The 19,375-nt window shown below is 42.8% G+C and carries 23 protein-coding genes; 19 read left to right on the forward strand and 4 right to left on the reverse strand.

Annotation, left to right across the window (positions count from 1 at the left end; translation table 11 throughout):
• The first annotated feature begins 111 nt into the window (after positions 1-111).
• The 19 genes from mreB to FC51_RS00615 all read left to right on the forward strand — a co-directional run bounded on the left by mreB (position 112) and on the right by FC51_RS00615 (position 16,257).
• Complete coding sequence (mreB, locus tag FC51_RS00530) at positions 112-1,122, forward strand: rod shape-determining protein (protein ID WP_057909328.1); 1,011 nt, start codon at positions 112-114, stop codon at positions 1,120-1,122.
• A gap of 11 nt (positions 1,123-1,133) precedes the next feature.
• Positions 1,134-1,409: a membrane protein insertion efficiency factor YidD gene (gene yidD / locus FC51_RS00535; protein WP_057909327.1), complete on the forward strand. Its 276-nt coding sequence runs from the start codon at positions 1,134-1,136 to the stop codon at positions 1,407-1,409.
• A gap of 21 nt (positions 1,410-1,430) precedes the next feature.
• A complete protein-coding gene (locus FC51_RS00540) occupies positions 1,431-1,655 on the forward strand; it encodes a DUF2969 domain-containing protein (RefSeq protein ID WP_057909326.1) in 225 nt (74 codons plus the stop codon).
• Between the two features lie 30 nt (positions 1,656-1,685).
• Positions 1,686-2,888 (forward strand): FtsW/RodA/SpoVE family cell cycle protein, encoded by a 1,203-nt coding sequence (locus FC51_RS00545; RefSeq protein ID WP_057909325.1) that lies wholly within the window; start codon positions 1,686-1,688, stop codon positions 2,886-2,888.
• Positions 2,889-2,903: 15 nt separating this feature from the next.
• Entirely contained in the window at positions 2,904-3,197 is a 294-nt protein-coding gene (locus tag FC51_RS00550; protein ID WP_057909324.1) for a glycine cleavage system H family protein, read from the forward strand.
• Between the two features lie 104 nt (positions 3,198-3,301).
• Positions 3,302-3,424 (forward strand): hypothetical protein, encoded by a 123-nt coding sequence (locus FC51_RS12745; protein WP_420911853.1) that lies wholly within the window; start codon positions 3,302-3,304, stop codon positions 3,422-3,424.
• Between the two features lie 121 nt (positions 3,425-3,545).
• On the forward strand, positions 3,546-4,580 hold the full coding sequence (locus FC51_RS00555; RefSeq protein ID WP_057909323.1) for a methionine ABC transporter ATP-binding protein: 1,035 nt from the start codon (positions 3,546-3,548) through the stop codon (positions 4,578-4,580).
• Entirely contained in the window at positions 4,573-5,268 is a 696-nt protein-coding gene (locus FC51_RS00560; RefSeq protein ID WP_057909322.1) for a methionine ABC transporter permease, read from the forward strand. The genes FC51_RS00555 and FC51_RS00560 overlap by 8 nt, the downstream gene beginning before the upstream one ends.
• Before the next feature lie 25 nt (positions 5,269-5,293).
• Entirely contained in the window at positions 5,294-6,124 is an 831-nt protein-coding gene (locus tag FC51_RS00565; RefSeq protein ID WP_057909321.1) for a MetQ/NlpA family ABC transporter substrate-binding protein, read from the forward strand.
• A 64-nt stretch (positions 6,125-6,188) separates the two neighbouring features.
• Entirely contained in the window at positions 6,189-7,058 is an 870-nt protein-coding gene (locus tag FC51_RS00570; protein WP_057909320.1) for an SPFH domain-containing protein, read from the forward strand.
• 138 nt (positions 7,059-7,196) lie between these two features.
• Positions 7,197-7,949, forward strand: coding sequence for an ABC transporter ATP-binding protein (locus tag FC51_RS00575; protein ID WP_057909319.1), 753 nt, complete (start codon positions 7,197-7,199; stop codon positions 7,947-7,949).
• A 21-nt stretch (positions 7,950-7,970) separates the two neighbouring features.
• Positions 7,971-9,788, forward strand: coding sequence for an ABC transporter permease (locus FC51_RS00580; RefSeq protein ID WP_057909318.1), 1,818 nt, complete (start codon positions 7,971-7,973; stop codon positions 9,786-9,788).
• Positions 9,789-9,818: 30 nt separating this feature from the next.
• Positions 9,819-10,187: a GntR family transcriptional regulator gene (locus FC51_RS00585; RefSeq protein ID WP_057909383.1), complete on the forward strand. Its 369-nt coding sequence runs from the start codon at positions 9,819-9,821 to the stop codon at positions 10,185-10,187.
• A complete protein-coding gene (locus FC51_RS00590) occupies positions 10,184-11,065 on the forward strand; it encodes an ATP-binding cassette domain-containing protein (RefSeq protein WP_057909317.1) in 882 nt (293 codons plus the stop codon). Before FC51_RS00585 ends, FC51_RS00590 begins: the two co-directional genes overlap by 4 nt.
• Positions 11,052-11,825: a hypothetical protein gene (locus tag FC51_RS00595; RefSeq protein WP_057909316.1), complete on the forward strand. Its 774-nt coding sequence runs from the start codon at positions 11,052-11,054 to the stop codon at positions 11,823-11,825. The genes FC51_RS00590 and FC51_RS00595 overlap by 14 nt, the downstream gene beginning before the upstream one ends.
• 125 nt (positions 11,826-11,950) lie before the next feature.
• Positions 11,951-13,084: a D-alanine--D-alanine ligase family protein gene (locus tag FC51_RS00600; RefSeq protein WP_057911122.1), complete on the forward strand. Its 1,134-nt coding sequence runs from the start codon at positions 11,951-11,953 to the stop codon at positions 13,082-13,084.
• Positions 13,085-13,147: 63 nt separating this feature from the next.
• Positions 13,148-14,665 (forward strand): glycerophosphodiester phosphodiesterase family protein, encoded by a 1,518-nt coding sequence (locus FC51_RS00605; RefSeq protein ID WP_057909314.1) that lies wholly within the window; start codon positions 13,148-13,150, stop codon positions 14,663-14,665.
• Between the two features lie 32 nt (positions 14,666-14,697).
• Positions 14,698-15,243 (forward strand): DNA-3-methyladenine glycosylase I, encoded by a 546-nt coding sequence (locus tag FC51_RS00610; RefSeq protein ID WP_065203806.1) that lies wholly within the window; start codon positions 14,698-14,700, stop codon positions 15,241-15,243.
• A gap of 102 nt (positions 15,244-15,345) precedes the next feature.
• Positions 15,346-16,257, forward strand: a complete 912-nt coding sequence (locus FC51_RS00615; RefSeq protein ID WP_057909313.1) for a helix-turn-helix transcriptional regulator — start codon at positions 15,346-15,348, stop codon at positions 16,255-16,257.
• Positions 16,258-16,475: 218 nt separating this feature from the next.
• Here FC51_RS00615 and FC51_RS00620 read toward each other — a convergent pair whose 3' ends face one another.
• The 4 genes from FC51_RS00620 to rpsD form a co-directional block, all read right to left on the reverse strand.
• Positions 16,476-16,958 carry a universal stress protein gene (locus FC51_RS00620; RefSeq protein ID WP_013727704.1) on the reverse strand — a complete coding sequence of 161 codons (483 nt, stop codon included), beginning with the start codon at positions 16,956-16,958 and terminating at the stop codon, positions 16,476-16,478.
• Positions 16,959-17,031: 73 nt separating this feature from the next.
• The gene (locus FC51_RS00625; protein WP_057909312.1) at positions 17,032-17,325 is read right to left on the reverse strand and encodes a hypothetical protein; all 294 of its coding nucleotides are present in this window, start codon (positions 17,323-17,325) and stop codon (positions 17,032-17,034) included.
• A 14-nt stretch (positions 17,326-17,339) separates the two neighbouring features.
• Positions 17,340-18,629: a replication-associated recombination protein A gene (locus FC51_RS00630; RefSeq protein ID WP_057909311.1), complete on the reverse strand. Its 1,290-nt coding sequence runs from the start codon at positions 18,627-18,629 to the stop codon at positions 17,340-17,342.
• A 110-nt stretch (positions 18,630-18,739) separates the two neighbouring features.
• On the reverse strand, positions 18,740-19,351 hold the full coding sequence (rpsD, locus tag FC51_RS00635; RefSeq protein ID WP_057909310.1) for a 30S ribosomal protein S4: 612 nt from the start codon (positions 19,349-19,351) through the stop codon (positions 18,740-18,742).
• Positions 19,352-19,375: the final 24 nt, after the last annotated feature.

The raw sequence follows: 19,375 nt of genomic DNA on the forward strand, positions 1-19,375 counted from the left end.
GGGATCGTAATTGATCTCAACCTTTTATTGTCTTCAGTCTTATTAGAAACGCAACTTTTATGTGTTATAATTATTTTTTGAGATTAAAGTTTTTCAGGAGGAAGTACACAGATGGCAAAAGACATTGGAATCGATTTAGGAACTGCCAACGTACTCATTTACGTTGCCGGGAAGGGAATAGTATTAAACGAACCATCAGTTGTTGCAGTCGACACCAGAACTGGCAAGGTTTTGGCTGTTGGCTCCGAAGCATACCGGATGGTCGGAAGAACGCCAAGCAACATTCGCGCCATTCGCCCATTGAAGGATGGGGTTATTTCAGACTTTGATATTACTGAAGAAATGCTGACATACTTCATCAATAAGTTGGATGTTAAAGGATTCATGTCCAAGCCAAAGATCATGATCTGTGCACCGACCAACGTTACTGAGATTGAACGAAATGCCATTATGCAGGCCGCTGAAAAAGCCGGCGGTGGACAGGTTTATCTTGAGGAAGAGCCAAAAGTTGCCGCAGTTGGTGCTGGAATGGATATCTTCCAGCCGCGTGGTAATATGGTCATTGATATGGGTGGTGGGACTAGTGATATCGCCATTATTTCGCTAGGCGATATTGTTGCCAGCAAGTCAATTCGAGTTGCCGGAGACAAGATGAATAGTGAGATTGCCACTTATATCAAGCAAAAGCACAACTTGATTATTGGTGAACATTCTGCCGAAAAGATTAAGATCGAAATTGGAACTGCCAAGAAGGATGATACCGACGTTAAAACGATGGAAGTTCGTGGCCGTGATGCCGTTTCTGGAATGCCAAGAGCCATTACGATTGACAGCAATGAAATTGCCGAGGCGATTAATGACACGATTCAGTTGATTATCAGTGGTGCAAAAGAAGTCTTGGAAGTGATTCCACCTGAGTTAGCATCAGATATTGTTGATCGTGGGATTATGCTCACCGGTGGTGGGGCCCTACTTCGAAATATTGATACTGTGATTGCGGACGCACTAACAGTTCCAGTGATTATTTCCGAAAATCCATTGGATAACGTTGCCAAAGGTGCCGGGATTTTGTTGGAGCACTATATTAAGAACCCTAAATTGAAAGCTAAGGAACAAAAATAACAGGAGTCAAAGTGAAAAAAATTCTGATTGGTCTTGTTCATGGTTATCAGCGGTTTATTTCGCCCTTATTTCCGCCCACGTGCCGTTATTACCCAACTTGCAGTACTTATATGGTAACGGCTTTAAATAAGCATGGCGCGTTTAAGGGAGCCATTATGGGCATCGCTCGGATCCTTCGTTGCCACCCGTTTGTTAAGGGCGGCTATGATCCGGTTCCTGATCACTTCACAATTTTTAGGAATAAGGAAGCACGGGACGATTATCGTCAATCCATGCACCTGAAATGATCTTTGAACAAGGAGAATATGATGAGTAAAGCAAATAAAAGTATTAACGTTGAAATTAAAGATCGAACGGATTCAAATGGAGATGCGATCTCCGAATTGTTTATCAGTAAAAAAATGATCGGTTCAATTAAACAATTGAGCGAGGATAAGTTTGAAGCTGTTAACACCCATGACGAAGCGTTTCATGTCAAAACTTTCGATGAGGGTGTGACACAGTTAATAAAGGATTTTCATCTTCACCATTAATTTGGCGATCTTGAATGAGGAGGGTCTAATTTGGATACCAGTCGAAGAACCTCTAAGGATGACGAATCTCGGATAGACTGGGGAATTATTTTCTGTGTCTTGATGTTGGCACTGATCGGGTTGGCGTCGATTTACGTCGCTGCAACCCATGATTCAAGTGCTACCAGCGTCTTGAAACAGGTTGTTTCTCAATTAGTATGGTACGTGATCGGAATTGTTGCTGTGGTGATTATCATGCAGTTTGATTCCGAACAGCTGTGGAAAGTGGCACCAATTACTTATTGGCTTGGCATTGCCCTTTTGGCCAGCGTTTTGGTTTTGTATAGTCGAGCCTATTACGTTAACACCGGTGCCAAAAGCTGGTTTTCACTTTTCGGTTTAACGTTTCAGCCGTCTGAAGTCATGAAACCTGCCTACATCTTGATGATGGGGCGGGTCATTGTCTCACACAATGATAATTACCCAATTCGAACAGTGAGAAGTGATTTCTTGCTGATTGGGAAAATGTTGTTGTGGACGTTGCCGATTGCGGTGCTGCTGAAGCTTCAAAATGACTTCGGAACAATGTTGGTGTTCTTTGCTATCTTAGGTGGCTTGATTATCGTTTCCGGTGTCACATGGAAAATCATCCTGCCGTCAGCGATTACGATTTTTGGCTTAGCGGGGACGGTCTTAGCCCTGGTTATTCCCGAGTCGGGGCGGCATCTGCTGGAAAAATTTGGGTTCCAAGCCTATCAATTTGCCCGGGTTGATACCTGGCTGCATCCGTCATCAGATACGTCAAACCAGGGATATCAGCTTTGGCAAAGTATGAAAGCCATTGGATCCGGTGGCATTTTTGGGACTGGGTTTAATCAGTCACACGTGTACGTACCAGTTCGGGAATCAGACATGATTTTCTCCGTTATTGGTGAGAATTTTGGCTTCGTAGGTAGTTGTATTTTAATTTTGTTGTATTTTCTGTTGATTTATCAAATGATAAAGGTTACATTCGATACTAGAAATGTCTTTTACGCATATATCTCCACTGGTGTCATCATGATGATTTTATTCCACGTGTTTGAAAATGTTGGGATGAGTATCGGGCTATTACCATTGACCGGTATTCCACTACCATTTGTAAGTGCCGGGGGATCGGCCTTAATTGGAAACATGATTGGGATTGGATTAATTATGTCGATGCAGTATCATAATAAGAGTTATATGTTTGGTGAAGACAAAGAATTTTCATAAAAAGGTGGAATAATGATGGATACAAAATATTATTGGACTGAAGAAGATAATGGTGTTGTGACAATTGGTTTAACTGACGATGGCAAAAAGGAATTAGGAAACATCACATTTGTTTCACTTCCCAAAGTTGGTGCTGAATTAAGCACAAGCGATACGTTATTAAACGTTGAAGCTGACAAAGCCGTTTCAGATATTCCAAGCCCAGTTGCTGGAAAAGTGACTGAAGTTAATACTGCAGCCGTCAATGACCCTTCAATTTTGAATGGCAGTGACAAAGCAACTTCATGGATCGCTAAAATTCAAAAGTAAAAGTTCTTGACGGTTAAGTGAATTTTAGGTAGACTATCTAATAGTTTGATGAAGAAAAAATTACAAGATGAGTAGATAATTAGAAGCTGTCAAGAGAGCCCGGCATGGTGAGAGCGGGTCAGCAACGATTTTCGAAGATGGTCTTGATTAAAAATGTATCGGTGAGCTTTGGCAAGCCGGTAATGGGTAACGACCATTATTTCGTTGAGTATGACAATACTCGATAAGGCCATTGTTGAGAGATGATGGTGAATAAAGGTGGTACCGCGAAGCTTTTCGTCCTTTTGTAAGTCCTAAGCGATTTACAGATAGGCGAAAAGCTTTTTTTATACTTAAGGGGTGAACAATTTGATTCGATTTAAAAACGTGTCCAAGCAATACAGCACCAAAGATGGCGGTCTGACAGCCGTAAACGACGTGAATATTGACATTAACGATGGTGAGATTTTCGGAATTGTCGGATATTCCGGAGCCGGTAAAAGTACGCTGGTGCGGATGTTAGATGGCTTGGAAGCGCCAACCACCGGCGAAATTGATATTAACGGAACAGACGTATCCAAGCTGCATGGTCATCAACTCAGAAAGCAACGGCAAAAAATCGGCATGATCTTCCAACATTTTAACTTGTTATGGTCGAGAACCGTTCTTGACAACATTGCGTTACCCTTGGAAATTGCTAAAGTGCCCAAGGATAAACGCCTCAAACGGGCCGAAGAACTGATCAAGCTGGTTGGACTGGAAGGTCGTGAGCACTCGTACCCATCCGAACTTTCCGGTGGCCAAAAGCAGCGTGTCGGCATCGCCAGAGCCTTGGCAAACGAACCGACCATCCTGATATCTGATGAAGCTACCAGTGCATTGGATCCGGATACGACTAATGAAGTTCTGGACCTCCTCCTAAAAATTAACAAGGAAATGAACCTGACCATTCTCTTAATTACGCATGAAATGCACGCCATTGCTAAGGTTTGTGAGCGGGTTGCCGTCATGGACAGTGGTCGAGTCGTTGAAACCGGATCGGTGTTTGAAGTCTTCCGTCACCCACAACAAGACATTACCAAGAAATTTGTCAGTGAGGAATTCACACCACAACAAAGTGACAACACTATGACCCTTGATGAATTGGTCAAAAAGTATCCGGACGGCCAAATTATCCGACTCGTCTTTCATGGTCCTCAAGCGGAGTTGCCCATTGTCTCAGATGTTGTTAAGAACTTTCCTGATTTGACTGTCAGCATCATTTCCGGTGCGATTCATCAAACACAGGAGGGGGCACTTGGGTCATTGGATCTCCAATTTGTTGGGGCCGAGAGTCAAATTAACGATGCCTTGGCTTATCTTAAAAAATTACGAGTTGAAACGGAGGTGATTCATCATGGGTAGTACAACTGGATTCAAATCTTACTTTCAATTCCACAATGTTGATTGGGGATCGATGATGTCGGCGACTTGGGAAACGGTTTGGATGACGCTGGTTTCAATGATTGTGATCGTGATTCTAGGCATTATTCTTGGCTTAATTTTATATGAGACCCGCAATAAACCGGGAATCGGCTATAAAGTTTTAAATTGGATTGTGGGTTTGTTTGTTAACATTTTCCGATCAATTCCGTTTATCATTTTGATCATTTTGTTATTGCCGATTACCATGAAGCTGGCCGGAACAATCATTGGACCACGGGCCGCTTTGCCATCATTAATTATTTCTGCAGCGCCATTTTACGCACGGATGGTTGAATCTTATTTCCGTGAAGTGGATGCCGGAGTTCTTGAAGCAGCCGAGTCAATGGGGGCAACGACCTGGGGCGTCATTACCAAGGTCTTGATTCCTGAGAGTAAGCCAGCGTTGATTGCCGGCGCAACCGTCACCACCATTTCGTTAATTGGGTATACTGCAATGGCCGGTGCAATTGGGGCCGGCGGACTTGGAAACCTCGCTTATCAAGATGGTTTTCAGGCCAGCAATAACACGGTGACCCTGGTCGCTACCGTGATTATCTGTTTATTTGTTTTCATCGTTCAGTTTGTTGGCGATATTTTCGTTAAGATCACCGATAAACGAACACTATAATACATTATTACTTGGAGGGTTTCACATGAAGAAAAAATTATTGAGTTTATTCGCAGTTGTCTTCACGGCATTTTTATTAGTTGGGTGTTCTTCATCATCAAATTCCAGCAAAAAAATGACGACTTTAAAAATTGGTGCCTCTGCCGTTCCTCACGCACAAATTTTACGTCACGTTGCCCCACAGCTTAAAAAAGAGGGCGTTAACCTTAAAATCACCACGTTCCAAGACTACACGATGCCTAACAAGGCTTTGGCAAACGGTGAATTGGACGCCAACTACTTCCAACACATTCCATTCTTAAAGCTTTGGAACAAGCAAAACCACGGTACTTTAGTAAATGCCGGTGGCGTTCATTTGGAACCAATCGCCGTCTTCTCAAAGAAAGTTAAGAAGCTCCAAGATCTCAAGAAAGGTGCTACGATCATCGTCAGCAGCAATGTTCCTGACTATGGCCGAATTTTGCAAATCTTCAAGGATGCCGGGTTGATCACACTTAAGAAGGGGATTGACATTACGTCTGCCAACTTCAGTGATATTGCCTCAAATCCTCGTCACTTAAAGTTCAAGCATAGTTACGAACCAAAGCTTTTGCCAACCATCTACAAAAACGGTGAGGGTGATGCTGTTGTGATTAACGCCAACTACGCCGTTGGTGCCGGTTTAAACCCAATCAAGCAGTCAATTGCGATTGAGAAACGGGATTCGCCTTACGTTAACATCATTGCCACACGTAAGGGTGATCAGAAGAAGCCGGCCATCAAGAAGTTGGTCAAAGCACTTCAATCAACCAGTACACAAAAATGGATTTTACATCACTACAAGGGTGCTGTTCTTCCAGAAAAGAATGTTAAGTAATATCAATTATGTGCCGTCCGCTATATACTTAAGATAGTTATTAAGTTATAGGGGGCGGTTTTTTTTGAAAGAGAAAAGTGTTTTTCACGTCAATGGCTATCTGGGGTTGATTGCAACCTTGGTCCTTCTGGGACTTGGGGGGTATCTGCTGTGGATTGGCAGTCAAAATGGGTCAATGGGCGCGATCATTATTGGGGCAATTATTATCATTTTGGCCCTGTTGTTTGCCAGTTCGTTGACGATCATTCAACCAAATGAAGCCAAGGTATTGACCTTCTTCGGCCGATACATCGGGACCATTCGCAATTCAGGACTTTACATGACTGTGCCTCTGACGAATAAGCAGACAATTTCATTGCGGGTTCGAAATTTTAACAGCTCGATTATTAAAGTGAATGATTCTAAAGGAAATCCTGTAGAGATTGCTGCGGTTATTGTCTATAAAGTCGTTGACTCGGCCAAAGCTATTTTTAGTGTTGAGGACTATGAACAATTTGTTGAAATTCAAAGTGAATCGGGAATCCGACACATTGCCAGTCAGTATCCATACGATAGTTTTGATGATTCCACCGATAAGTTAACCCTGCGCGGCAACGCAACTGAAGTTTCTCAAGCCTTACAAACCGAGTTGCAGGAACGATTGGATGTTGCCGGCCTGCAAATTATTGAAACTCGGTTGACCCACTTGGCATACGCCACTGAAATTGCCAATGCAATGCTGCAGCGTCAACAAGCAACTGCGATTCTCTCGGCTAGAAAAATCATTGTCCAAGGAGCAGTTGCTATCTCAGAAGATGCTGTTTCTCAGCTCCAAAAGGATCTTGGGGCGACAATTACCGATGAACAACGGATGAAAATGATTAATAACGTTTTGGTTTCAATTATTACTGAACGGGGAACGCAAAACGTCATTAACACAGATAATTTAGATTAATTTGAGCAGAAGTTCATTAAGGTCGCTTCATTTAGATGTTTGTAACTGACGTCTAAATGAAGCGTTTTTTTGTTGACTTTTAGGTCCCTTACATATATAGTTAGTTACATAAGTAATTAACTAACACGGAGGCTTATTATGACAACTAAAATTGTGGAAACTGAAGACTTACACAAAACTTACGATAAAAATAGTGCCAAACCATATGAAGCATTGAAGGGAATTAGCTTATCCGTTAATCAAGGAGAATTCGTTGGAATTATGGGGGCTTCCGGATCCGGGAAGACGACTTTATTGAATATTTTGGCAACGTTGGACCAACCAACAAGCGGCTCAGTTAAAATTGACGGCCAAGATGTGACTAATTTATCTGCGAACCAGATGGCTGATTTTCGTTCTAAAAAATTAGGATTCATTTTTCAGGATTTTAATTTATTGGAAACTTTAACGGCTCAAGAAAATATTGCTTTGCCGTTATCACTTCAAAACGCCAAGCAGTCGGCGATTAACACCGCAGTCAAAACTGCAGCCGGTAAGTTGGGGATCGAAGAATTATTGGGAAAATATCCGACCCAACTATCTGGTGGCCAAAAGCAACGGGTTGCTGCTGCCAGAGCGTTAGTTGCCAATCCATCAATCATATTTGGAGATGAGCCAACCGGTGCTTTGGATTCCACCAACGCCCGCGAATTATTGGACACGCTGACCAATATTAATCAGCAGGGCGTTTCAATCCTGTTGGTGACCCATGATCCATTTTCTGCCAGCTTCTGTAAACGCATCTTGTTCATCAAGGATGGCAGGATTGGTGATGAGATTGATGCTGGTAACAAGCCACGGAATGAATTTTATCAAGAAATTCTCGAAAAATTAGGAACTTTCGAACAGTAATCAATTCAAAGGAGCGCAATTATGTTATTTAAAATTTCATTATCCGGCGTCAAAGCGCGTTGGAAAGATTATCTGGTCCTGTTTTCAGGAATGATGATTACAACGGCGATCTTTTATATGTTTGAAGCCATTTCAACCAACGATAAATTTACCACAAACAGTCCAGTTGGTCAGAATGCAAAAGTCGTCTTCATTTTTGGCTCGATTCTATTGGCGATCATTACACTGGTGTACGTCTTTTATGCCAACAACTTTTTAATGAGCATGCGAAAGCACGATTATGGCCTGTTCATGATGCTGGGGGCCAAATCAGGCGTCATCAGCAAGTTGATTATCCTGGAAACGATTGTCATCGGGTTGGTTTCAACCCTGGTTGGGATCGTGTTTGGAATCGGAGTAACGCAGATTCTCAGCGATTTTCTCGGCAATGCGCTGCATATTTCACTCACCAATTTCTCGGCGTTTTATATGCCGGCTGTTTGGACAACAATTATCATGTTTCTGGTGTTGTTCGTCATTGCCGGGTTCTTGAATGCCAGAACGTTTGTTAAGACGTCCGCACTACAACTGCTGCGTTCGGGCCAACAAAGCGATTGGAAGCAGCCTAAGACGTCTCATTTGATGATTCAAGCCATCTTGGGAATCGTCCTGTTAGCTGGCGGATATTATGCCCTTTACGACATTATGCGACTGAAAATTATGGCGATTGCCATTGGCTTGGTGACCATCGTGCTTGGAACTTACTTTGTTTTTAACTCATTTTTCGTTATGCTGCTGGAGTGGCTTCAGCGATCAAAGATGAGTTCAAAGGGTTTAAATTCATTTACGTTGGCTCAGCTTAAATTCAGAATTCGGGATTATACCAAGATTCTCTCCGTTGTCTCACTTTTGTTTGCATTGGCACTGGGGGCCATTACGGTTGGGGTTGGCTTTCAGAATATGGTTCCCAAATTAGCAGAGGGAAACGGTTATTATTCTGTTGCATTGACTAATCCGACTGCCAAACAGGGCTCACTGATTGGCCAAATTAAAGGTAAATCAACTGTGACCTATCAACAGAAGGTCGACTCTCAAACCAAACACGTTTATTACCGGGCCGATCAATTAAAGCAACAACCGATGAAGTATGCCCATTTTACCAATCAGGCCCAACTGAAATCAAAAGTTTCCAATGCTTCACTTAAGGACTTCAAAGATGTTAATTCGGATCCATACCAGGCACTGTCGAGTTTGCAGGCACCAACCATTCAATCTTACAAGATTCAGGTCGTTTCAGCCCAAACCTTCAGCCAAATTAATGCCAAGACAAACGCCCTTTTCTTAGTCCGGGCACACGATATGGACGCTGCCAGTCCTCAGTTAACAAAAATTACCGAACTTCAACAAAAACAATACCACGTTAAGGACCTGCAGATGGGGTCATTTACGATGTATCAATTACTCAAAGGTGTCTTTGGCAGCCTTGAATTTATGGGTATTTTCCTGGGAATTGCGTTTTTGGCCATGCTTGCCAGTTGCTTGATGTTTAAGATTTTAAGCGGGACTGCCAGTGATAAGATCCGCTTTGATATGCTGAACAAAATTGGCACCCGTCGTTCTGTCTTGAGCCATTCGATTTTGGCACAAATTCTCGGCTTGTTTGCCTTACCAGCCGTTCTCGGTATCATTGACGTTGCCTTTGGTCTGCAAATGTTTGTCCAAGGCCACTTGCTAACCAGTGCCTATCAGACATTTGGAATCACGACGATTGGATTTGTGATTTTATACCTGATCTACTTTGTTGTAACGGTATTGATTTACTCAAAGATCGTGGTTCCAAAGACTAAGGTGGAACGCTAATTGCTTATAAAAGGAAATGGGTTGGTTATGATGAAATTTGAATTTAATAGTTCGGAACCCATTTACCGCCAAGTTGCTGAACAAATTGAAGATGCGGTTGCATCCGGTGGCTTTGAAGAGGGCCAACAAATCCCTTCTACCACCGAGATTTCAAAGGAGTTTCACATCAATCCAGCGACCGTTTTAAAAGGCATGAACATTGTCGTTGCCAAGAATTTAATTGAGAAACGACGGGGCCTTGGGATGTTTGTTCAGCAAGGAGCCAGGCAACGAATCCTCGAAGAAAAACGCAACAGTTTCTTCGAGGAATTTGTTGTGAATTTGGTTCGCGAGGCGCGTAATTTGGATATTTCCGAAGACGAATTACTAGAATTAGTGAAAAGAGGTTACAAGCGATGAGTGTACTTGAAGTCAGCCACATCACCAAAACATTTGGATCCAAACACGTTTTGTCGGATGTCAATCTTACCTTCGAGGAAGGCAAAATCTATGGCCTTCTGGGTCGAAACGGTGCCGGTAAAAGCACGTTACTGAGTATCATGACAAATCGGATCTTCGCTGGGGAAGGGGAAGTTAAGATTGACTCCGAAAATGTTGACGACAATGATGCCAAGTTGGGTTTGATGTACCTGATGAGCGAAGTGAACCTCTATGCTGATGGCTGGAAGCTTAAGCAGATTATCAAAGATTCCGAATCATTTTACGGCAGCTTTAATCACGAGCTGGCAGACCGGTTAATCACGGAATTTGGACTGGATATTAATCAGAAGTTTGGCAAATTATCGACGGGTTATAATTCAATTTTTAAGTTGATTTTGGCACTGTGTCTGCCCGTCAAATTTGTGTTGCTGGATGAGCCGGTGTTAGGCCTTGATGCCAACCACCGAGAACTGTTTTATTCTGAGTTGATCCAGTCATATTCCGATAATCCACGTACCTTTATCATTTCAACACATTTGATTGAAGAAGTGGCCAATATTATTAGCGATGTCATTGTCCTGGATCAAGGGCGGGTGATTTTGAACCAGCCGGTTGAAGACGTTTTGGCTAAAACCCATTCCGTGGTCGGACCAGAAAAAGATGTGGATCAATATACCCAAGGGTTGAATGTGATTGGCCATGACAACATGGGAAGCATCCGGGCCAACTACGTTTATGGCGACTTGGACGACCGGATTTTACCCGATACGGTTCAACTATCGAATTTTGATCTGCAGAAATTATTTATCTATTTGACCAATCAATATGAGGGGAGTGCCCACCATGAAGACAAATAAAGTGACTCAATATTTATTCCGGCGTCAGATAATTGGTCTTTTCGAAATGTACGCCTTTTTGTTTGTGGCCTTCCTGATTTTACCGTTTATCTTTTCGCTCATTTCAGGTTCTCTAAGCGACTATTCCTTAGCCGAACAGATGCGGGGAACTTGGATTACGGCGGCATTTGGTGTCTACATGTTTGCGATTTCGACCTTATCATATGAGAATTTCAAATTCCTCATTCAAAATGGCATTTCGCGGACCACTTTTTTTGAAGCTCAGGTAACCGTCTACGGGTTGTTAATTCTAATCGGAAATACGTTCAATTTGTTCTACCAATATGTAGTCTTGATGCCCCTGGTTCATGCACACAACACCAATATTTTTATGTCGTCTTATGTCAACTACTTCCATAATCCGTTCGTCGGATTCATCTTCAACTTCATTTTTAGCGGCTTGTTATTAGTCGTTGGGACGTTGATCGGAATGGTCATTGGGAATTTCTTGACGTTATTCTCTAAGATCGTCCAGCGAATAATTTTGATCGTAACCCCGATTATTGCTTACATTACCCTGATGTACACGGCATCCAAATTAATCTTGGACGCCAGTTTTCAAATGACATGGGTGGCCAACTTTGCCAAATTCATCCTTGGCTATCGGGCAACTGGGGCGTACGATCCGTTTCCAATGATGATTTCGATGCTGGTAGTGGCGGCTGTTCTGCTGGTCATCGTCAAGTATCTCTTCAGCAAAAAACAACTAAAACGTGAATAATTGTCATTAATGAGCAGTCTTTAAAAAAGTTATGAGAAGTTAATGAAACTGTTTTCAACTTGAATTATCCATGATATACTTAAGTTTCTGGAAAACACACGACTATACGAATAGGATGAGAAATCATGGAAAAAAATAAAAAGCTTCATATTGGGTTAATTTTCGGTGGCAATTCCTCCGAACACGATGTTTCCAAACGTTCTGCTCATAACATTTACGATGCCATGGACAAGGACAGATATGACGTCAGCTTATTTTTGATGACTAAAGACGGATACTTCTTGGATCATGAAGCTTCCTCTCGGGTATTTGACGGCGAACCCGAAGACGAAGTTGCCAGACAGGAACTATCCAAACTGGATACCAGAAATCCGCTGGCACCAATTTTAAATTTAGGAGAAGCGGCCGATATTGACGTTTTCTTCCCAATTATTCACGGTAATTTGGGTGAAGACGGTACCATCCAAGGCCTGCTGCGCCTGTTGCACAAGCCATATGTCGGTACCGGCATTTTGGGTTCGGCAATGTCGTTTGATAAAGACATTACCAAAAAGATCGTCAAGCTGGCTGGTGTTCCAACGACCCGTTACGAAGTGGTCACACCACTGACTGCGGAACAATTCTCCTATCAGTCATTGAGTGATAAACTGGGTCGCACATTATTTATTAAGCCCGCTAACCAAGGCTCTTCAGTCGGGATTCATAAAGTTGAAAATGAGGCCGAATATTCTGAAGGTCTCCGTGACGCCTTCCGTTACGACAATAAGGTCTTAATTGAAGAGGCCATCGAAGGCCCGGAAGAACTCGAAATTTCGATTTTGGGAAATGACCACCCAATTGCTTCAAAGATTGGGGCAATTAAGGTTCCTGCAAGTGATGCCTTTTATACTTATGACAACAAGTTTGTCGATGCCAGCCAGGTACAATTTGACGTTCCGGTTGATATTTCCGACGAACTTGCGCAACAAATTACCGAAATGGGCTTAACCACTTATCGGGCCCTCGGACTTAAGGGAATGGCACGAATTGATTATCTTGTTTCAAAGGACGATCAGCCATACATGAGTGAGGTTAACACCTTACCTGGATTTACCAACATCAGTTTATACCCACAGCTGTTTGCCGCATCCGGCATTTCATACTCGGAACTGATTGACCGTTTGGTTCAGTTAGCCATCGATGAGTTTGAACGCCAGACTAAAATTTTGTACGACTTTAAGCCATTACCACCTAAGGATCAAACGATCGATAATAATTAATCATTACAATTAGACTGGTGAAGAAATTTCTCGCCGGTTTTTTTGCATCTAAGGAAGCTTGTTATGAATGAAAATCAAACCAAAGGCTATTATTATTCGATTGGTGGACTGATAGTTGCCATTCTTGTTTTGCGTCATCTGATGGATCAGTTTCACCAATTTGGAAATGTGCTGCTATGCTCGCTGGTGCTGTTTATATTGTTGATGGGTCTCTTTTATTATGGGATTTGTCAAACGAGCCAGAAACGGCTGTTAGGGCGGCCCAGAACGATGCTGGCTTACTTGATCAGCTCAATTTACGTCTTTATTCTGCTAATTCCCCTGGGACTATTTGGCTTTTCGAACTTCATCAAATTTTCAGTGCCAATTTCTGGCAGCCAATTTACCTGGATTACCGTTAATCGCTATGTGATCGCCATCTCAGCCATTATTATTTATGTGATTTTGGCGTTAGTCGGGATCTTTCTTTCAAAGTATCAACTTGGCCTACTATCAAATCCAAGTGACCGACCAATGGAAGCTTTGAGGAAAACCATTCGACAGATGTCTTGGAAATCATTTTTGATGAAGTTATTGACGGTGCTTGGCATGCTGTTGTCGGTCACCTTATTTACTCTGTTGATGGCAGAAGTCAATCGCTTAGTGATCAATCGTGGCGTGTTTTTGCTATCTCAAGGATTAATTGACGTGGTGTCAATTGGAATCGAACTGGCCGTCATCAGCCGACTGTTAGGCATTCAGTTTACCCGTATCCATCACGGCGCCTTGGTGACCAGCTTTGGTCTGGCGTTAATCATATTTGCCGGTCTAATGACGGGGTTAAATCCGGCATATAACGCGAAGCCGACTGCCAAACCAACGATCATCGTTCACCGGGGTGTCATCAACCACAATGCAAAGGGAAATACTATCGCTTCATTAACGAAAAACAGCCAGTACCATTTTCCGTACGTTGAAATGGATATCCAAGAAACCAGGGATCATCAATTTATTTGCGCGCATGATGATGACATTCGGATTCCCGGACGAGGAATGCAAGAAGTGAATCGTTTGGATTTAGCGACGATTAAACGGTATCACCACGTCGATATGTTTGGCGATTACTTGAAAACGGCGAATCGGTTGGGACAGCCATTAATTATTGAATTAAAAGTCACCAACCAATCCGATCGTTTAATGGGGGTTCGATTTGCTGACCAATTCGGATCACAAATGACAAAATTACCTCACCGGGTTCACTCGATTGGGTACCCATTTTTGCGTCAGATTAAACGTAAGTTGCCGACCGTCAAAGTCGGTTTGGTGACCATGCTGAACTTTGCTGATATTTCACGCTATCAGGTTGACTTTTATACGCTGCAGCACATTACGGCCAACCCATTCTTGATTGCAACGGTTGGGCGAACCGGTCGTCAGGTATACTCATGGACGGATGATAGTCGGTTCTCCATGCTGCGGATGGCCATGTTGGGCGTTACCGGCCAGGTGACCGATCAGGCATTTCGCCTTCAAAATTTACGAATTAATTATCAACAAGACAGATGGCTGCTACTTTTAAATTCTTTGCAGAATTACTTGTGATTTTGCGTAATTTTAAAGTAGGAGGTGGGAAAATGGTTAAACGATGCGAGTGGGCGACCAAAAGTCCCGAATTAATGATTTATCACGACACCATCTGGGGACGCCCGGAAAGGGATCCTCAGAAATTATTTAAGGCCTTGTCATTGGAGATTATGCAGGCTGGGTTGGCATTTCAAACGGTCTTAAGGTTTGAAGGCGGCATGGACGAGGTGTTTCATCACTTTTCGATCAGCTATTTGGCGAGGTGTGGGGATCAGGAAATTGAGACATTTTGCCAAGATAAGCGGATTATTCGCAATCATGCGAAGGTTCGGGCAATTGTGGCCAATGCCAAAGCACTTCAGAACGATCCAAGTCAGTTAGCGCAGGCAACTTGGGCGCCGGTCAATAATGTTCAAATGGATCATCTGTTGTCCGGGCCAGCCCATGCCGAAAGGTACCATGTCTTTACGGAAAAGTTTGTGAAAGCCTTTAAAAATTTGGGCCTTCAGCGGGTCGGACCGATCACGGTATATAGCTACCTGCAAGCGGTTGGCGTGGTTAATGATCACCTTCTCACTTGTGATTTTCGTGAGTAATTATCTTCAAAAATGAGGAATAAATTTCTTGATTATTTTAAAAATCTATAATATGATACCAAGGTTGTATGTTAAGTCCATTAACTATAGGGGAGTCATGATATGGCAATGGTGATTACTGGGTCGTTGATCCGGAAAGCTAGAAGAGATAAAGGGATGTCCCAAGTTCAGCTTGCTGAAGAGATTTGCACTCAAGCAACCATCAGTTCCATTGAAAGTCGAAACACGTGTACCAGTGTTGATATCTTATTCAAGATCTGTAAGCGACTGGATTTAAAGATTACTGATGTTGCGAAGAACTCACGGTATGGCGATAAGGTGTTTTCATATATTGAAGATGATATGCGCAACCATTTGTACGCTGACGCAAATAAGCACATTGGCCAGATTGATAGTAAAAAGTTGGAATCAAGGTATCTAAAGGGGAAGTATCATTGTTACCAAGGATTCATCGAACTTTATATCAATGATGATATTAACGAGGCCATTTATAATTTCAATCTGCAGCTCACCCAATACTCGGCGGATGAATTTACCTTCTACCAGGCTTGGTCGAACTTGGGGATTGGGTTGGCTTACCAAAAGTTAGGCAAGCTCAAACGGGCTGAAAGCTTTATTGATGCCAGCGCGAAGATCCTGTCCAAGGTTAAAAAGGCCGGCAAGCACGATATGATCGTGATCGTTGATTTATACGTTGATATTATTGCCGCTTATTCGGAATTGGAAAAGTATGATCGGGCGCTGGTTTTGATTCACGAAATTTTAAAGCAATTGACTGAAGACGATTTGATTTATAAGGTCGATATTTTAGCCGAACTTGAATCAAAGTGTTTGTATGCCCAAGGTGAGGTGATTGCTGCGACGATGAAACAGTTCGCCGCCATGTTCATCGCCGAACTGCGCGGGAACACGGAACTTTCTGAAAAGATTTTGAAGCGTAATCAATCCCATATTGTGCAGATGGTCAAAAAAGAATTGAAGAAAAACGAAGGCAATCCGACATATGTTCAGTAAGTCGGAACGAATGGGGCTGGGTCAAAAGTGTCAACTTTTGACTCAGCCTTTTCTGATGGTTGATATTGTCCAGTTAAACAATACGACAAACGGCTTAATCATTTTTCTACCAGAAGACAAATAGCCAAAAATAAAGGAACTGACAACAAAACCAAGTTTTGTTGCAGTTCCTTTATAAGTTTTCTATCTAATGATTAATTGGTCAGAAAATTGACGGCTTAAACATGTTTGCTGGGGTTAACAGCAGGCTTGTTGTCCAAGTCTGTTCTGACGACTAAAACATCACATACCGCTGTTCGAGTGACGTACTCAGTAACCGAACCGATTAAGAGTCTTTCAACGGCATTCAAACCAGTTGCACCGATCATGATTAAATCGATGTTGAGATTTTGTGGAATGTCTCTGGCAATGACGGTCTTTGGTGCACCGTACTCAATCGAATAATCAACATCGTTGAGACCAGCTTTTTTTGCATCTTCAATGTATTTATCCAAAGTTTCTTTTGCGGTATCAGTGACTTGTTCAACCATTGACGTATCAAAGCTTGAAATATTTTGAAATGCACGTGTATCAACAACGTGAACTAAGTGAAGTGATGCATTATTACGAATGGCAACGGCAACACCCTTCTTGAATGCCAACTCAGCCTCGTAGGATCCGTCAACTGGGACCAAAATTTGTTTATATTGTTGTTGTAACATGATGCCCACCCTCATTTCTTTCTAATTAACTTAATTGTACTGTACTTTCGGGAAAATACAAAGAAATAAATACCTAGTGTTGCTTATGATTGATCACGTTTAGGATCGCAAATTCAACGATTAACCCGTGAGCCGTCATCCATAGAAGCACAACCAAAATCAAGATATCGTTTTGAATCAATAGTGAAACAATTCCCAATATCGCTAAAAATAAAAACATCCAACCGCCATTTTTGGCAGCACTTTTTAACCTGGGTTCGTCTTGAACCGAGATATTAAACATTGTTTTCTTTAAATGAGAGAGGAGGTAGTAGCCAATATAGGCTGCAATGATGACGGCAATGCCGACTAAAATATTAATGATCATGAGTATTCTCCAAATTATTTTTCAATTGATTGATGGCCTGACGAGTGACGCAATTTTAAGTATTGCTGTTTAAGGGCACTTTCAATACGGCCGTTTTCCTTCGGGTGATAATACTGAGCGTTCTTAATTTTATCCGGCAGGTACTGCTGCTTGACCCAATCATTTGGGAAATCGTGGGGGTACTTGTACGTCACACCACGGCCAAGCTTCTTGGCGCCTTGATAATGAGCATCCTTGAGGTGCAGGGGAACATCACCGTAATTACCGGATCGAATATCGCTTAACGCGTCGTCGATGGCGGTCATGGCTGAATTTGATTTGGGACTCAAACAGAGTTCAATAATCGCATTTGCCAACGGAATCCGGCCCTCCGGCAGGCCCAACTGGCGCGCTGCATCGATTGCGGCCACGGTCCGCTCACAGGCACCGGGATTTGCCAATCCGATATCTTCATAAGCAATGACCATCAGCCGGCGCATCACCGAAATCAGATCTCCAGACTCAATTAGGCGGCCGGCATAGTGCAGGGCGGCGTCAACGTCGGATCCGCGGATTGATTTTTGAAAAGCCGAAATCACGTCGTAATGGGCGTCACCGTCCTTATCGGAATTTAAGGCCTTTCGCTGGAGGCATTCTTCAACGACGGCTTGGGTGACTGGGATGTTTCCTTCAGCATTTTTTTCGGTGGATTTGACCGCCAGTTCCAAAGCGTTCAGCGAGGATCTCAAATCGCCATTGGTTGCTGTCGAAAGAAAGTTGATTGCCGAATCAGTAATGGTGACAGGGTAATTGCCAAGCCCCTTTTCCTTATCAGCCAATGCGCGCTGTAAGGCCTTTTTGATGTCATCTGCTGAAAGGGGATGCACCTCAAAAATTTGGGTTCTGGAACGAATGGCTGGGTTGATATTGATATACGGATTTTCAGTCGTCGCCCCGATCAAAATGATTGAACCGTTTTCCAGTAGTGGCAGCAAGAAATCCTGCTTGGTTTTATCCAAACGGTGAATTTCATCCAGCAGCAAAACGACCGTGCCGCTCATCTTGGCTTCTTCCGCGACAACTTGCAAATCCTTTTTGGTATCCGTGGCGGCGTTCAGCATCCGAAAGGCATACTTGGTTGAGCCGGCAATCGCACTGGCAATACTGGTTTTCCCGGTTCCCGGCGGCCCATAGAGGATCATCGACGAGAGCATCTTTGCGCGGACCATTCGATCAATGATTTTACCTGGACCAACCAAGTCTTGTTGACCAACGATGTCTTCAATCCTGGTGGGTCGCATTCGATAGGCGAGGGGTTGTTGCATATTGATCCTCCTTTCTTAAACGTGTTAAAAATCAAAACCTTATCAAGTATAACATGTTCCTAAAGGTACAAAAAAAGCGCTTTGCCATAAGCAAAACGCCCGCTGAATGATTAACCCAACTTGTTGTAGTATTCAACAATAAGTGATTCGTCAATATCAGCATCAAGTTCTTCACGTTGTGGAAGACGTACCAATGAGCCTTCAAGCTTGTCTGCATCGAAGCTAACGTATTGTGGACGACCCACAACAGCTTCAACAGCATCCTTGATAACTTGGAGATTCTTGGACTTCTCACGAACAGAGATTACTTGACCAGGTTGAACTTCATATGATGGAATATCAACACGTTTGCCATCAACAGTGATGTGACCATGGTTAACCAATTGACGTGCTTGACGACGAGTGGTAGCCAAACCTAAACGGTAAACCATGTTATCCAAACGCTCTTCAAGTAAGATCATGAAGTTAACACCATGCTTACCTTCACGAATCTTACCGGCACGAACGAACAAGTTACTGAATTGACGTTCAGTCAGTCCGTACATGTAACGAAGCTTTTGCTTTTCGTGTAATTGCAAACCATATTCTGAAAGTTTTGAACGACGGCCTTGACCGTGATCACCAGGAGCATAAGGACGACGTGAAAGTTCTTTACCAGTACCTGATAAAGAGATACCTAAACGACGTGAAATTCTCCAACTTGGACCTGTATATCTTGACATAAGTAATCCTCCAATATTTTTTTG

This window comes from Lentilactobacillus parabuchneri DSM 5707 = NBRC 107865, assembly GCF_001435315.1.
Classification (GTDB): domain Bacteria; phylum Bacillota; class Bacilli; order Lactobacillales; family Lactobacillaceae; genus Lentilactobacillus; species Lentilactobacillus parabuchneri.

Bases quoted from the DNA above. Each gene is read 5' to 3' on its own strand.
- mreB (WP_057909328.1), top strand. From the start codon at position 112: ATGGCAAAAGACATTGGAATCGATTTAGGAACTGCCAACGTACTCATT.
- FC51_RS00540 (WP_057909326.1), top strand. From the start codon at position 1,431: ATGAGTAAAGCAAATAAAAGTATTAACGTTGAAATTAAAGATCGAACG.
- FC51_RS00550 (WP_057909324.1), top strand. From the start codon at position 2,904: ATGGATACAAAATATTATTGGACTGAAGAAGATAATGGTGTTGTGACA.
- FC51_RS12745 (WP_420911853.1), top strand. From the start codon at position 3,302: ATGGTGAGAGCGGGTCAGCAACGATTTTCGAAGATGGTCTTGATTAAA.
- FC51_RS00560 (WP_057909322.1), top strand. From the start codon at position 4,573: ATGGGTAGTACAACTGGATTCAAATCTTACTTTCAATTCCACAATGTT.
- FC51_RS00565 (WP_057909321.1), top strand. From the start codon at position 5,294: ATGAAGAAAAAATTATTGAGTTTATTCGCAGTTGTCTTCACGGCATTT.
- FC51_RS00575 (WP_057909319.1), top strand. From the start codon at position 7,197: ATGACAACTAAAATTGTGGAAACTGAAGACTTACACAAAACTTACGAT.
- FC51_RS00580 (WP_057909318.1), top strand. From the start codon at position 7,971: ATGTTATTTAAAATTTCATTATCCGGCGTCAAAGCGCGTTGGAAAGAT.
- FC51_RS00585 (WP_057909383.1), top strand. From the start codon at position 9,819: ATGAAATTTGAATTTAATAGTTCGGAACCCATTTACCGCCAAGTTGCT.
- FC51_RS00590 (WP_057909317.1), top strand. From the start codon at position 10,184: ATGAGTGTACTTGAAGTCAGCCACATCACCAAAACATTTGGATCCAAA.
- FC51_RS00595 (WP_057909316.1), top strand. From the start codon at position 11,052: ATGAAGACAAATAAAGTGACTCAATATTTATTCCGGCGTCAGATAATT.
- FC51_RS00600 (WP_057911122.1), top strand. From the start codon at position 11,951: ATGGAAAAAAATAAAAAGCTTCATATTGGGTTAATTTTCGGTGGCAAT.
- FC51_RS00605 (WP_057909314.1), top strand. From the start codon at position 13,148: ATGAATGAAAATCAAACCAAAGGCTATTATTATTCGATTGGTGGACTG.
- FC51_RS00610 (WP_065203806.1), top strand. From the start codon at position 14,698: ATGGTTAAACGATGCGAGTGGGCGACCAAAAGTCCCGAATTAATGATT.
- FC51_RS00615 (WP_057909313.1), top strand. From the start codon at position 15,346: ATGGCAATGGTGATTACTGGGTCGTTGATCCGGAAAGCTAGAAGAGAT.
- FC51_RS00620 (WP_013727704.1), bottom strand. From the start codon at position 16,958: ATGTTACAACAACAATATAAACAAATTTTGGTCCCAGTTGACGGATCC.
- FC51_RS00625 (WP_057909312.1), bottom strand. From the start codon at position 17,325: ATGATCATTAATATTTTAGTCGGCATTGCCGTCATCATTGCAGCCTAT.
- FC51_RS00630 (WP_057909311.1), bottom strand. From the start codon at position 18,629: ATGCAACAACCCCTCGCCTATCGAATGCGACCCACCAGGATTGAAGAC.
- rpsD (WP_057909310.1), bottom strand. From the start codon at position 19,351: ATGTCAAGATATACAGGTCCAAGTTGGAGAATTTCACGTCGTTTAGGT.